Genomic DNA, 13,548 nt, shown 5'->3' with positions numbered 1-13,548 from the left:
GTGCGGCTAACGCAGCTGCTGAAAAAAGCCCCTTAAAAGCTCCGAGGCTGCGGACGCGCCGATCTCGGGATACACTTCGGGCCTGTGCAGACAGGTAGGAGACGAGAAGACGCGCGGGCCGTTCAACACGCCGCCGCCCTTCGGATCCTCCGCGCCGAAGTAAAGCCGCGCGAGCCGGGCATGCGAGATCGCGCCCGCACACATCGGGCAGGGTTCGAGCGTCACGTAGAGATCGCAGCCGGTCAGCCGTTCGCTGCCGAGCCTTGCCGCAGCCTCCCGAATGGCGAGCAGTTCCGCATGCGCCGTCGGGTCGGCGGCCTGCCGCGTCTCGTTGCCACGCGCGGCCAAAACGTCCTCCCCGCAAACGACAACGGCGCCCACGGGGACCTCCCCGCGGCGCGCCGCTGCTTCCGCCTGTTCGAGAGCCATGGTCATGAAGCCGTTCCCGGTCATGGCCATGGCTCTTAGATGCTTATCTTACATAATTCACGTAAAGAGCGTGGATCAGGCCCGGGACGTAGAAGATCAGCGTCAGGATCAAGTTGATCCAGAAATCCGCGCTGAGACCATGTTTGAGCGCCACGCCAAGCGGCGGGATCAGAATGGTCAGAATGAGAATGATAAGCGGCATAACGGTTCGTCTCCGGCCTGTGAGTTATTCTTCCCTGGTGTCTTCGTGCCCGAAGTTTATTCTTCGTCAGGCTCGCCGGCTTCCTCGACGTCGATCGTCGGAACTTCGACGACCTCTTCTTCGGTGCCGACCTCGATCTCGCCCGCATCCACATCGACGTCCGGAATGGAACCGCCCTCGGCGCTTACGTCGACATTCGGTGCTTCAAGCTCTCCTTCGACTTCAGCAGAGAAAAAGCCGAGTGCGTAGAGAATAATCAGAACGACGACCGCTAGAATAGCGATCCAAAGGATTGTGCGTCCGCCATTTCCCATGGTGATTCCTTTCCAGTGATTGCAGGGATAACGTGGCGTTTCATTGATGGTTGCATGGCATGCCCTCCCGGTTGGTTGTCGCGCCGAGGGGCGCTAAGGCGCGCTGAGAGCGCCGGAAGACCGGCGCGTTCCCTGTTCCCGAAAGGATGCACGTCCGACATGCCCGCCCCCCAGATGAAGCCATGGATCGCCGAAATCGCACCCTATGTGCCGGGCCGTTCGGGCGAAGCGGGCAAGCGGACGATCAAATTGTCGTCCAACGAGAACCCGCTCGGCCCCAGCCCCAAGGCGCTCGAGGCGCTGCGCGCAGGGACGGTGGACCCGCACCGCTATCCCGACGCGGCCAGCCACGAACTGCGCGAGGTTATCGCGGAGACCCATGACCTGGAAGCGGACCGGGTCGTCTGCGGCACCGGGTCCGACGAACTGCTGCAACTGCTTGCGCAGGCCTATGCCGGGCCGGGCGACGAGATCGTCCACATGCGCTACGGCTTCATGGTCTATCCCATCGCGGCGCGCCGTGCGGGCGCGGTTCCGGTCGCGGTGGAGGACGAGGACTATACCGCAGACGTCGATGCCATACTGGGCGCCGTCACCGACAAGACGAAGCTCGTCTATCTGGCGAACCCCAACAACCCGACGGGGACCGTCATTCCGCGCAACGAAGTCGAGCGGCTGCATACTGGTCTGAGGCCCGACATCCTGCTCGTTCTCGACGCCGCCTATGCGGAATATCAGGCGGGCGAGGCCGACTATGAGGATGGCATCGCCATGGCGCGCGTCCATCCGAACGTCGTCACGACGCGCACCTTCTCGAAGATATACGGCCTTGCCGGTGCACGCGTGGGCTGGGCGTACGGCCACCCCGACGTGATCGGGGCGCTCAACCGCATCCGCGGCCCGTTCAACGTGACGAGCGAAGCGCAGGCAGGCGCGATCGCCGCCGTCCGCGACCAGGACTGGGTCGAGCATTGCCGCACCGAAAACCGCCGCGAACGGGGCCGGCTGGAGGAGGCCCTCGCCGCACTCGGCAATCACGGAGTGCGCGCCGTGCCGTCGGCGGCGAACTTCGTGCTCGCCACCTTCCCGGAAACGGGCGACCATACGGCCGAGGCTGCCAACGCGTTTCTGAGCGAGCGCGGCATCCTGGTGCGCTGGCTGCCGCAAATGGGCCTGGGCCATGCCCTGCGCATCGGCGTGGGGACGACCGAGGAAACCGGCGAGCTGATCGAGGCGCTGCGCGCCTTTTTCGGCGAAGGCTAGGCGGCCGTGCTACCGTTCGAACGCGTCACCATTCTGGGGACGGGCCTGATCGGCTCGTCGCTCGCGCGGGCCATCCGGAACCGGATGCCCACCGTCCGCCTGACGGGGTATGACCGCGACGCGGCCGTCGCGGCCCGCGCGGACGAGCTTGGCCTGTTCGACGACATGGCGGACAGCGCCGGCGCCTCGGTCTGCGACGCCGACCTCGTCGTCTTCGCTGTACCAGTACGCGCCATCGGCGCGGCGGCCGAGGAGATTGCCGCCGACCTGCCGCGCGACGCAGTCGTCAGCGATGTCGGCTCGGTGAAGGCATCGGTGCTGAAGGCGATGGCCGCGGCCATCGAAGGGCCAGACCGGATCGTGCCGGCGCATCCCGTGGCGGGAACCGAACGCTCGGGTCCCGACGCCGGCTTTGCCGAACTCTTCGAGAATCGCTGGTGCATCCTCACGCCCGGCGCGGAGGCCGATGCGCGCAACGTCGAACGAGTGAGCGAATTCTGGCGCCGGCTGGGCAGCGAGGTCGAGCTGATGGAGGCCGGGCATCACGACATGGTGCTGGCTATCACCAGCCACCTGCCGCACCTGATCGCCTATACCATCGTCGGCACAGCCTCGGACATCGAGGATGTGACGAGCAGCGAAGTCATCAAATATTCCGCCGGCGGATTTCGCGACTTCACCCGGATCGCGGCGAGCGACCCGACCATGTGGCGCGACGTCTTCCTGGAGAACAAGGAGGCGGTGCTTTCAACCCTGCAGCGCTTTACCGAAGACCTGACGCAGCTGCAGCGGGCGATCCGCTGGGACGATGGCGATTTCCTGTTCGACAGGTTCCGCGAGACGCGCGACACCCGCCGCCGCGTCATCGACGCAGGTCAGGACACGGCGGCTCCCGACTTCGGGCGAGACCGCCGCTAGGCGTCGGCCGCTCGGTGAGGACGGGCTCGCGCAGCGTTCCCGACAGGCTGAACTGCGCAGGATTGCGGCGGCGGAATTCCTCCGCGGGGCGCGCGTCGCCCCCTACCAGCCAGCGCAGCGTCAGCGGACAGTCTGTGGTGAAGGTCCCGGACAGGGCGATGGAGCCCCCGGGAAGCGGCGCCGCAGTGGCATCGAAGCCCGCAAGAGGCGCCTCGTCCGCGCCGGTCAGGAGACCGCCGTCGATCTCGATCGTCCCGCCATCCTGCCATCCGCGCAGCGAAGAAAGCGGGGCGTCCGCCGCGATCGTCACAGGTAAGAGCAGCCGCAGCGCGACATCGTCGCCGAAGCGGAACAGGCCGGAGAGACGCGCCTCGGCCTGACCAGGTCCCGTCGGGCCGGCCGCCGGTGCTGCGGTGGGCGTTTCGCGGAAATGAAATTCCAGGTCGGTCACGCCGACCTGGCCCAGCAGAGGCGTCGCCGCGCGCGCCTTTTCGGCGACAACCGAAAGACGCTCGATCACGGGGCCGGCGCGCAGGCTGGCGAGCGCGAGCGGCGCGGAGAGGGTCATGCGCGCGTCCGGAAAGCCGGTGAGCGCGGCCTCGACCTCGGCAGACTCGACGGCGGTCACGCTGACGGCGGAGCGAAAGGGGCCGGTGCTGACTTCGGCCCGGCTGCCCGCGACCCGAATCCGCGCATCGTCACCGCGCGCGAGGGCGAGACCCGGCAGCTCGGCGCGCAGGCTGTAGGGAAAGCCGGACAGCGCGGGCCGCTCTCCCGCCACGCTCTCGACAAGCTGGGCGAAATCATTGGCCTGCGCGCGCCAGTAGAGCCAGTAGCCCCCGAGCCCGAGGGTCAGCGGGAGGAGGGCAAGACAGATTCGCTGCCAGCTTTTCATCGCGCGGCTTTCCTGAAAGGTCTCATTCGCTGCCGGTCAGGCAAGCTTGGGCTGTTCGGCATTGATCGCATCATGAAGGCGCATTTCGAACTCGCGGCGCTGCAGACCCGCGGGAATCTCCGGCATGACGCGCCAGCGCACTACCCCCGGCCGTTTCAGTCCCGACTTCGGCCACACGTGCGCCGAGGTCAGCGCAATCGGCACCACCGGCAGGTCGAGCATGCGGTAGAGCCCGGCAACGCCGCTGCGAATGGGCGGGGCTTCGCCCGGCGGCGCCCGGCTCCCCTCCGGAAAGATGAGGATCTCGCGCTCGGCGGCCCGCGCGGCCTTTGCCGCGGTCAGCATCGACCTCATCGCCTGGCCGCCGGCGGTGCGGTCCACGAAGATGGAGGCATGCCTCTGAACGAGGTCGCCCCAGACAGGGATGCGCGAGAGTTCGCGTTTCATGACGACGGCGGCATTGGGAAACAGGGCCGGCAGCATCAGCGCCTCGAAGAAGGATTCGTGCTTCGGCGCCACGATGCAGCGGCCGTGCGGAAGTTCGCCGTCGATCTCGATGCGAATGCCGAGGATGTACCGCGTGAGCCAGCGGACCCCGCGCGACCAGGCCGAAGCGCCGGGCAGGGCCGTCGAGGGTTTCACCAGCGAGACGATCCACAAGCCAATGCTGAAGACCGCGCTGAAGAGATAGAAGAGAACCGAGAAGACGATGTTGCGCAGGAGCGTCATCAGCCGCGCCCCACCAGCATCTGAAGACTGCGCACGGTATATTTGGAAAACTCCGTCGCGAGGGCACTCAGGCCCCATTTGGGCGCGACGGGGTCGGCCACCAAGGCGACCGAAGGTCCCAGCTCGCGTTCGATTTCGTGCAGCGCGCGGGGCATGTGGTCCGCCGCGGTCACGACGCGCAGCGAGGTATAGCCGTTGCGCCGCACCCAGGTGCCGATCTCGAAGGCGTTCCCCACCGTGTTCTCCGCCTGCTTGCCGAGGTCGATACAGCAGGTGAACAGCGCCTCGTCGACACCGAGTTCCTCCGCCAACTCGATAGGCCGCACCTTGGGATCCACGCCGGAAACGAGCAGGCGTTCGCCATATCCCTCCTGAAGCAGTTCCACCCCGTGGGCCACGCGCCCCGGGCCGCCCGTAAGCACCACGATGGCATCGGTTTCCACCTCGGCCTCCACGCCCGCCGGAAGCGACAGCAGAAACCACACGAAGCCCGCAAGCCAGAGAAGCGGAATGGCCAGCAGAAGGCGCAGCAGCAGTTTCACGGCTCAGCGCTGCTCCGCAAGGGCTCGCTGCACGGTCAGTCGCGAAGTCATCATGGCAAGAAACACCGCAACGACCGGAACGGTGCCGAGCAGAAGCCACGCGAGCGGCGAGAGGCCCGCAGACAGGAGCAGGCCGCTGCCGAGGCCGCCGACCAGTTCGGCGATGAGCAGGATAAGGAGTACCGCCAGCACGAAGCCGCCCGCGGCCCCGGCCAGAGCGGTAAGCGCAAACCTGTACTGAAATAGCCCGGCAATGGTTCGCTCCTCGGCGCCCAGGACATGAAGAATGCCAAGCGCCTCCCGGTGCCGACCGAGACCGGCGCGCACCCCCAGAACCACGATGGCCGCCATGGCGGCAAGAAGCAGGACCGCGAAACCCATGGCAAGGACCGCGAGGACCGTCCCGAGCTGTCCGACCGGCGCGAACCAGTCGGCGTGCGAATCGACGGTGATATCGGGATCCGCCGACCTGAGCTCCGCCGCCAGGCGCCGCGCCTCCACACCCGGGGCGAGCTCGACATCGATCATCGCCGGCATGACGAGGACGCCCGCGAGATCGGTGTCCCCCAGCCATGGCTCGAGCAGGCGCTGCATCTCGTCCCCGGGCACGCGCGCCGCGCTCACGACCCCTTCCCGGTCGGCGAGCCACGAAAGAAGCCGCTGCGAACGTTCGTCGCGCCGGTCGGGATTGCCGTCCGCAACCTGAATGGTGAACCCGCCCGACATCTGGTTGCCGAGCGCGGTCAGGCCCCCGACGAGCGAGAGACCCACCGCCATTCCGAGCGTGGCCAGGAGGACGGTAAGCGCCACGAGCCAGGGGAGCGACGTGCGCAGCACCGGTTCGGCGGGGAGGTAGCGGTAGCGCTCCGCCCGCGGCGCCCACCGGGCCATCAGACGCCTTCCGCCGCAGACAGGGTGGCCGCCGCGCGGTCGTCCGAGCCGTGCAGATAGGCCGAAGGGTCCTGCATGCGGCCACGCTCCAGCCGCATGATGGTCGCTGCCGGGATGCGGGGCAAAAGCTGCATGGCGTGCGTGGCGACGACGACCGTGGTGCCGAGCCTGTTGAGCTCCTGGAACAGGTGGAGGAGCCGCCCCGCCATCTCCGGATCGACATTTCCCGTAGGCTCGTCGCACAGGAGAAGATCGGGCCGGTTGATCACCGCGCGGGCGATGGCCAGCCGCTGCTGCTCACCCCCCGACAGGGTCTTGGGCCGCGCCGTGCGCTTCCGCGACAGGCCCACCCAGTCCAGCAGCTCTTCGACATGCGCCGCGACCTCCTCCTCCTCGACGCCGGCAATGCGAAGGGGAAGAGCGACATTCTCGAATGCGTTGAGATGGTCGAGCAGGCGGAAATCCTGGAAGACGACGCCCACACGGCGGCGCAGCGCGGGAAGCTCCTCGGGCGCTGCGGCGCCGACATCGGTACCGAACAGCGTCAGGCGTCCTCGCGTGGGCCGCTCGGCAAGGTACAGCAATTTCAGAAGCGACGTCTTGCCGGCGCCCGACGGCCCGGTGAGGAACATGAACGCGCCGCGGTCGAGCCGGAAGCTGAGATCGCGCAGCACTTCCGAATCGGTGCCGTAACGCAGCCCGACATTTTCGAACCGCGCAAGCGGACCCATCAGCCCTGCCCGTCCATCCAGTCCGGTACCGGCAGCCCCTTTTCACGCAACCACTGCGGATTCCAGAGCGTCGAAAGGTAGCGGAAGCCCGTATCGCACAGGACAGTGACGACGCTGTGCCCCGGCCCGAGTTTTCGCGCCAGAAGCTCGGCGCCCACGACATTGATACCCGAGGAAAGGCCGAGGCAAAGCCCCTCCTGCCGGTTCAGTTCGAAGACGGCCCGCGCCGCCTGCTCGTCCGAGACCCGGAACTGAGCGTCGATGGGGGCACCTTCCAGATTGCCGGTGATACGGCCCTGGCCGATGCCCTCCGCCACGGAAGACCCCTCGCCCTTCAGTTCGCCATGAGCGTAGTAATTGTAGAGCGCGGCGCCATGAGGGTCGGTCAGCGCGATGACGACATCCTTGCGGCGCTCCTTCAGGCCGATGCCGACGCCGGCAATGGTGCCGCCCGTTCCCGCCGCGCAGGTGAAGCCGTCGACGCGCCCGTCCAGCGCCGCCCAGATTTCCGCAGCGGTCGTTTCGACATGCGCCTGGCGGTTGGCGACATTGTCGAACTGCTGCGCCCAGACGGCATTGTCCCGCTCTTCGGCGATCCGCTGCGAGCGGTGCACGAAATGCTCCGGGTCGGCATATTTCGTCGGCGGCACCAGAACGAGTTCGGCCCCCAGCGCACGCAGGGTCGCCATTTTTTCGCCCGACTGGTTGTCCGGCATGACGATGATCGTGCGGTAGCCCTTTGCATTGGCGACGGTCGCGATGCCGATGCCGGTATTGCCGGCGGTTCCCTCGACGACGGTCCCGCCGGGGCGGAGATGTCCCCGGCGCTCGGCATCCTCGACGATGAACAGGGCGGCCCTGTCCTTTACAGACCCGCCCGGATTTTCGAACTCGCATTTGCCGTAGATATCGCAGCCGGTGCGCTCCGACGGCCCGGCAAGGCGGACCATTCGCGTATTCCCGATCAGGTGGAGCGCGCTGGCAGCAGCGGAGGACCGAACACTCGTCATGATGCAATCGCCTCTACGCCGGGCGGGGCCCGATGCGCAAATCTCCCGCGCTGCCACCTTGGCGCGGGAGGACGGCCTTTCTATTGAGGGCAGCCGTGCGCCGTCCCTTCGCCCTTGCCCTCGGCCTCTGCCTCGGTCTCAGCCTGCCCGCCTGCGATCTCGGCGCGGGTGACGAGGCGGGTGACCTGCTGCGCGTCACCCATGTCGCCGACGAGGGGCTTGACGTTGCCCCGCGCTCCGACCGCGAGCGCTTCGCCGAAGCCGCCACTCATGTCGGGCTGACCGCCTATGCGCCCGACGGGCGTATCGTGCCCGGCCTCGCCACGAGCTGGCGCGTTCTCGACGACGGCCGCACCTATGTCTTCAAACTGCGCGAGGCCTATTGGCCAGACGACCGGCAAATCCTGGCGGGAGACGTCGTTGCCGTGCTGCGCCGTCAGGTGGCACCGGGGGGAAGCTCGCCCTGGCGGCGCTACCTGCGCGACATCGAGGGCGCGGTGGCGGTCGCCGCCAACCGGGCGCCGGCGCGCATGCTGAGGGTCGACGATCCGCGCCCCGACACGGTGACGATCGAACTGTCGCAGCAGAATCCGAACCTGCTTGCCATTCTCGCCCAGCCATCGCTCGCCATCATCCGCTCGCGGGACAACCCGCCGCCGCCTTCGGGCGCCTATGTCGCGCGGTACGAGGATGGGGAGCTGCGCGCGCTCACGCCGAATCCGGACTATTATGGCCGCGACGAACGAGATGAGCTGGAAACCCTGCTTCTCGAACCGGAGACGGAGACCGAGGCGGCAATCGCCGCCTTCGAGGCGGACGCGACGGATCTCGTCCTCGGCGGGTCCACCGGGGGGTTGTTCCGCGTCCGCACCGACGAGCTGGCCCCCGCCCTGCGGCTCGCCGAAAGCTGGGGCATCTATGGCTATCTGGCGCGCACCGCCGCGCCCTCGCCGCTGGCCGATCCGCGCGTCAGGCAGGCGCTGGCGATGAGCATCGACCGGCAGACGATCATCGGCGGCGTTTTCGCGCTGAGCGGCATGCAGCCCGCCTTCGGGCCGCTGCCGCCCACCCTGCCGGCCGCCTATGCCGGCGCGGTACCCGACTGGGCGGTCTGGACCCAGGCCGACCGGATCGCCGAAGCGAGGCGCCTGCTTGCGGAAGCCGGCTATGGCCCGGAAACGCCGCTGAGGATCGATGCCGCCCTGCCGCGCGGCGAGGCGCACCGCCGCCTGCTTGCCGCCATCGCCGACCAGTGGGCCCCGCTCGGCATCCGCGTGCGCGGCTTTCGCCGCAGCGCGGCGGGACACCGGCAGGCGATCGAAGACGGCGAATTCGACCTGGCCGCCGTCGAGCGGATTTCGCCCGTCCCGGTCGCCGACTATTTCCTGCGGCCGTTCCGCTGCGAGGTGCGGCTGGGCGGCTTTTGCGATCCGGACGCCGACGCCCTGATGAGCGAGGCCGACGCCGCGCTCGACCTGGGCACCCGCATCGAAAAGGCGCGCCGCGCGGCGCGGGTGCTGGCCGACGACGCCCCCCTGATCCCGGTATTCTCGCCGGTCCACTGGATCCTGGTGCGGCCGGGCATTACCGGCGTGGAGGCGAACGTCCCCGGCATGCACCCGCCGCGTTATCTCGACGACGGGCGTTAGTGCGTTCCCGGCCGTCCCCCTACATGACGTCCCTATTCAATCAGAAAGGCAGACCCGAATGTCCTCAGAAAGCTCCGCAGATCCGATTGTCATCGTTGCCGCCAAGCGTACGCCCATGGGCGGCTTCCAGGGGGCGCTCGCCGGCGCGACCGCAACCGAGCTGGGCGCCGCGGCGATCAGCGCCGCGCTCGGTCAGGCGGGGCTGCATGCAGAGGATGTCGACCAGGGCATAATGGGCTGCGTCCTTCCCGCGGGACAGGGCCAGGCACCTGCGCGCCAAGCCCTGCTGGGTGCGGGCCTTCCCGAAAGCGTCGGCGCCGCGACGGTCAACAAGATGTGCGGATCCGGCATGAAAGCGGTGATGGATGCGCACGACCAGATCTATGCCGGGTCGGCGCGGATCATGGTCGCGGGCGGCATGGAGTCGATGACCAACGCCCCCTATCTTCTGCCGAAGGCGCGCGGCGGCTATCGCATGGGGCACGGCGAGGTGAAGGACCATATGTTCCTCGACGGGCTGGAGGATGCCTATGAACCCGGCCGGCTGATGGGGACGTTCGCAGAGGACTGCGCGCAGCACTACCAGTTCACTCGCGATGCGCAGGATGCCTATGCGATCCGCTCGCTGGAGCGCGCGAATGCGGCCATCGAGGGCGGCGACTTTGCCGACGAGGTCGTCCCGGTGACGGTGGCGGACCGCCGGGGCGAGAGCGTGGTGGAGACGGACGAGCAGCCCGGCAAGGCGCGGCCCGACAAGATTCCCCAGCTGAAGCCTGCCTTTCGCAAGGACGGGACGGTCACCGCAGCCAACGCCTCCTCGATTTCGGACGGCGCGGCTGCGCTTATCCTGATGAAGGAGAGCGAGGCTGCCGAGCGGGGCGTCGCTCCCCTTGCGCGCATTCATGCCCATGCCACCCATGCCCAGGCCCCGGCCTGGTTCACCACGGCGCCGATTGAGGCCTGCCGCAAGGTCCTGGACCGTGCCGGCTGGAGCAAGGACGAGGTCGATCTGTGGGAAATCAACGAGGCGTTCGCCGTCGTTGCCATGGCGGCCATCCGCGAGCTCGGTCTCGATGAGGACCGGGTCAATGTGAACGGCGGGGCCTGCGCGCTCGGCCATCCGATCGGCGCGTCGGGTGCGCGTATTCTGGTCACGCTGCTGCATGCGCTGAAGGCGCGCGGCGAAACGCGGGGCGTGGCCTCGCTGTGCATTGGCGGCGGCGAAGCGACGGCGATGGCGGTCGAGCTGCTCTCCTGAGCAGACGGCGGACTCGGCTGGCCGCGAAACGCGGCGAATATCGCTCTGCAAACGTCGGGAATCTTTACGAAAGCATTTCTGAAGAAACCTTAAGTCGGAGCCTCCTCAAGGCCTTGGTGCTGTTGGCATGATCGTTGCTCCTCCCCGGAAATATTCGCGCCGATCCGGGGAGGTTTCCATGCGTATTCTTGTTGCCGCCATCGTCAGTCTGCTGAGTAGCGGGGCAGCTCATGCGGCCATCGTTGCCAGCAGCCTTCCCTATCAAGGCACGCCCGACTGGACCGACGTGGTCTTCGGCAACACGTCGATGACGACCGACGGCAGCACGACCACGCTGACCACCAGTCCCTATGCGGGCGTCTATTTCGGCAACGTGCCCGGGCAGAACGCACCGGCTTGGAGTATCGGCAACAGCATGGACGGCAACCTCCTGACACTCGCGGCCAGGTTCGGACCGGGAACTGCGGACTTCAGCGCCTATTTCTCCGACGATACGAGCTTCGCGAGCATCCGTTTCGGCCCGACAGACTGCGTTCCGGGCAATTGCTACGGCGAAACCCCTTTGCCTGGCCTCAGCCTGACCTTTGCCGCACCGGGAGATCCGCAGTCGGGCGAAAACTACTTCGTTCCGCTCGACCTGACGCAGGACAACCTGTTCGAGATCGCAATGCGCGATGGGCTGGTGAGCTACCGCATCAATGGTACCGTCTATTCGGGAGCGGCCCAGTCGAGCAGTTCGCGGCTTCTGGTTATCGGCGACGGAAGCGGCAGTACGCGTACCGGCGAAGGCTCGATGACGATCAGCGAGATCAGCTTCGACAATGAATTTGCCGGAGTCCTCACCGGGCCGGACGGGTTTGCGCCTACCGACATACCCGGCCCCGCAGCTCCGGGCCTGCTGGGCATCGGCGTTTTCCTCCTGGCATGGCGCCGGCGCCCCGCCGCCCGGTAGCCCGCCCGGCTGCCAGCGAGACCCCCGCGCGGCTCGGCGTAGCAGCTTCATCCCGTGCATGATCGCACGCCTCGTCCGGAACCGTCCCCCCTTACGTTCAGTTGTTCGAGCAAGATCGCTCACAATGACGCAGAAAGGGGCCAGGATGAATATCTGGACACAAATCGAATCCGATCATGAAGAACTGAAGTCGCTCGGGAAGGACGTCCTCAACGCCATGGACGGCGAGGGACCGGCGAGCCGCGACAACCAGTTCGACCTGTTCGACACCAAGCTTCGCCGCCACCTTGCGGCCGTCGAGGACGTGGTGTTTCCGCCGCTGGAGAAACAGAAAGCAACCAGCGCGACGGTCCACGAGATCGAGCAGCATCACAAGTCGATGCGCCGCGACCTCTCCTGGCTCGACCGGCCCGGCAAGAACGAGCCGGACTGGACCGAGAGCTTCAAGGTGGCGCTGGAACAGCTCGACCGTCTATGCGGCCGGCACGAAGTCCTGATCGGCCAAGCGCAGCCGCTGGTGAACAGCGAAGAAGGCACGACGCTGGGCGAGCGCTATACCCGCGCCAAGCTGAAGCGCATTCCGGGCGGCAGCTGGGACTGGAACAAGATCGGCATGGGCGCAGGCGCCGCTCTCGGTGTGGCTGCGGTCGGTGCGGCCGCCGTCGCCGGATCCCGCGCCTACCGCAATCGTTCGACCGATCCGCGAACCGCCGATGCCGACGATTTCGAGCTTCGTCTGCAGACCGACGAGACCGTGCGCCTGATCGCCTCAGACAAGGTCGAGGGCACGAAGGTCGTCGACAAGGATGGCGACAAGATCGGGTCGGTGATGAACTTCATGGTCGACAAATATACCGGCCGCGTCGCCTATGCCGTGCTCGAATTCGGCGGTGTCGCGGGCCTCGGCGCGCATTATTACCCGCTTCCCTGGCCGGTGCTCGACTATGAGACGAAGCACGATGCCTATGTGCTGAACATCGACAAGGAACAGCTGAAGAGCGCCCCCAGCTTCGCAAAGGACGATTCGCCGAATTTCGACGACGCCGCCTTCCGCCGCGAAGTGCTGGTCTACTACCGCCCGTCCTGATCCCCGGACCGGATTTGAAAAAAGGGGCCGCAGCGCGACATGCGTTCCGGCCCCTTCTTCATGCTGTAGACCGTGCGGCGACTAACCGATGCGGTCGAGCTTTTCCTTCATCGCGGCCAGCTCTGCCTTCAATTCGGCGATTTCGTCGGGGCGGCCCGCTTCCGGCTCAGCGTCCTGCGTCTCGTTCTTGCCGCCGCTGAACGCCGCCTCGAACATCTTCAGATTCTGCTGGGCGAGCGCGCCGAAGGCGTTCCCGCCCATCATGGTCTTCGCGAACTGCTCCTGATTGCGGCGAAAGGCGGCCATGGACGCCTCAAGATAGCTGGGCAGCATGGCCTGCATCTGGTTGCCGTACATGGCGATGATCTCACGAAGGAAGCTGGTCGGCAGCATCGTCTGGCCGTTCGTTTCCTCGTCCATGATGATCTGCGTCAGCACGGTTCGCGTGATGTCCTCCCCGGACTTTGCGTCGATGACTTTGAACTCGGTTCCCTCGCGCGTCATCTGCGCCAGCGTGTCGAGCGTTATGTAGCTGGACGTGCCGGTGTTATAGAGGCGCCGGTTGGCATATTTCTTGATGATCGTCGGACCGTCGTCCTGACCATTCGTCTGCTTGGATCTGCGTGGCAAGACATCCCCCCTTTTTTGCGGATGCGAATAGGATAGCATGGAGCGCTG

The 13,548-nt window shown here is 66.8% G+C and carries 16 protein-coding genes; 6 read left to right on the top strand and 10 right to left on the bottom strand.

The genetic code is table 11. The features are described 5' to 3' along the window. Window positions 1-6: 6 nt before the first annotated feature. The 3 genes from KCN53_RS03940 to KCN53_RS03930 are packed head-to-tail and all read right to left on the bottom strand — an operon-like array spanning window position 7 to window position 945. Window positions 7-459: a nucleoside deaminase gene (locus KCN53_RS03940; RefSeq protein WP_224199340.1), complete on the bottom strand. Its 453-nt coding sequence runs from the start codon at window positions 457-459 to the stop codon at window positions 7-9. Window positions 460-472: 13 nt separating this feature from the next. Then, window positions 473-631, bottom strand: a complete 159-nt coding sequence (locus KCN53_RS03935; protein ID WP_088711343.1) for a YqaE/Pmp3 family membrane protein — start codon at window positions 629-631, stop codon at window positions 473-475. Between the two features lie 56 nt (window positions 632-687). Further along, window positions 688-945, bottom strand: coding sequence for a hypothetical protein (locus KCN53_RS03930; RefSeq protein ID WP_088711344.1), 258 nt, complete (start codon window positions 943-945; stop codon window positions 688-690). 159 nt (window positions 946-1,104) lie between these two features. On the opposite strand from KCN53_RS03930, the gene hisC reads away from it, so the two are divergent. After that, window positions 1,105-2,208 (top strand): histidinol-phosphate transaminase, encoded by a 1,104-nt coding sequence (gene hisC, locus KCN53_RS03925; RefSeq protein ID WP_088711345.1) that lies wholly within the window; start codon window positions 1,105-1,107, stop codon window positions 2,206-2,208. 6 nt (window positions 2,209-2,214) lie between these two features. Next, a complete protein-coding gene (locus tag KCN53_RS03920; protein WP_088711346.1) occupies window positions 2,215-3,126 on the top strand; it encodes a prephenate/arogenate dehydrogenase family protein in 912 nt (303 codons plus the stop codon). On the opposite strand, the gene KCN53_RS03915 is transcribed toward KCN53_RS03920, so the two are convergent. From KCN53_RS03915 to KCN53_RS03890, 6 genes are read right to left on the bottom strand one after another with little or no spacing between them, the layout of a single operon-like run. Continuing rightward, a complete protein-coding gene (locus tag KCN53_RS03915; RefSeq protein WP_088711347.1) occupies window positions 3,071-4,021 on the bottom strand; it encodes a hypothetical protein in 951 nt (316 codons plus the stop codon). The two genes, KCN53_RS03920 and KCN53_RS03915, sit on opposite strands and share 56 nt — an antisense overlap. 36 nt (window positions 4,022-4,057) lie before the next feature. Further along, a complete protein-coding gene (locus tag KCN53_RS03910; RefSeq protein ID WP_088711348.1) occupies window positions 4,058-4,750 on the bottom strand; it encodes a lysophospholipid acyltransferase family protein in 693 nt (230 codons plus the stop codon). Continuing rightward, window positions 4,750-5,292 (bottom strand): YdcF family protein, encoded by a 543-nt coding sequence (locus tag KCN53_RS03905; protein ID WP_224199339.1) that lies wholly within the window; start codon window positions 5,290-5,292, stop codon window positions 4,750-4,752. The genes KCN53_RS03910 and KCN53_RS03905 overlap by 1 nt, the downstream gene beginning before the upstream one ends. Before the next feature lie 3 nt (window positions 5,293-5,295). Beyond that, the gene (locus KCN53_RS03900) at window positions 5,296-6,183 is read right to left on the bottom strand and encodes a cell division protein FtsX (RefSeq protein WP_088711349.1); all 888 of its coding nucleotides are present in this window, start codon (window positions 6,181-6,183) and stop codon (window positions 5,296-5,298) included. Then, complete coding sequence (gene ftsE, locus KCN53_RS03895) at window positions 6,183-6,914, bottom strand: cell division ATP-binding protein FtsE (protein WP_088711350.1); 732 nt, start codon at window positions 6,912-6,914, stop codon at window positions 6,183-6,185. Before ftsE ends, KCN53_RS03900 begins: the two co-directional genes overlap by 1 nt. After that, a complete protein-coding gene (locus tag KCN53_RS03890) occupies window positions 6,914-7,924 on the bottom strand; it encodes a cysteine synthase A (protein ID WP_088711351.1) in 1,011 nt (336 codons plus the stop codon). The genes ftsE and KCN53_RS03890 overlap by 1 nt, the downstream gene beginning before the upstream one ends. Before the next feature lie 95 nt (window positions 7,925-8,019). Between KCN53_RS03890 and KCN53_RS03885 the strand changes: the two genes are divergently transcribed. The 4 genes from KCN53_RS03885 (at window position 8,020) to KCN53_RS03870 (ending at window position 12,870) form a co-directional block, all read left to right on the top strand. Further along, entirely contained in the window at window positions 8,020-9,573 is a 1,554-nt protein-coding gene (locus tag KCN53_RS03885; protein ID WP_172406156.1) for a peptide ABC transporter substrate-binding protein, read from the top strand. 58 nt (window positions 9,574-9,631) lie between these two features. After that, window positions 9,632-10,831 (top strand): acetyl-CoA C-acyltransferase, encoded by a 1,200-nt coding sequence (locus tag KCN53_RS03880; protein ID WP_088711353.1) that lies wholly within the window; start codon window positions 9,632-9,634, stop codon window positions 10,829-10,831. Between the two features lie 178 nt (window positions 10,832-11,009). After that, window positions 11,010-11,783 carry a hypothetical protein gene (locus KCN53_RS03875; RefSeq protein WP_088711354.1) on the top strand — a complete coding sequence of 258 codons (774 nt, stop codon included), beginning with the start codon at window positions 11,010-11,012 and terminating at the stop codon, window positions 11,781-11,783. Between the two features lie 145 nt (window positions 11,784-11,928). Further along, window positions 11,929-12,870: a PRC-barrel domain-containing protein gene (locus KCN53_RS03870; protein ID WP_172406157.1), complete on the top strand. Its 942-nt coding sequence runs from the start codon at window positions 11,929-11,931 to the stop codon at window positions 12,868-12,870. 81 nt (window positions 12,871-12,951) lie between these two features. On the opposite strand, the gene phaR is transcribed toward KCN53_RS03870, so the two are convergent. Then, window positions 12,952-13,500 (bottom strand): polyhydroxyalkanoate synthesis repressor PhaR, encoded by a 549-nt coding sequence (gene phaR / locus KCN53_RS03865; protein ID WP_224199338.1) that lies wholly within the window; start codon window positions 13,498-13,500, stop codon window positions 12,952-12,954. Window positions 13,501-13,548: the final 48 nt, after the last annotated feature.

The organism is Pacificimonas aurantium, assembly GCF_020092905.1.
In the GTDB taxonomy this organism is placed as follows: Bacteria; Pseudomonadota; Alphaproteobacteria; order Sphingomonadales; family Sphingomonadaceae; genus Pacificimonas; species Pacificimonas aurantium.
This window is presented reverse-complemented; position numbering and strand designations above follow the sequence as displayed.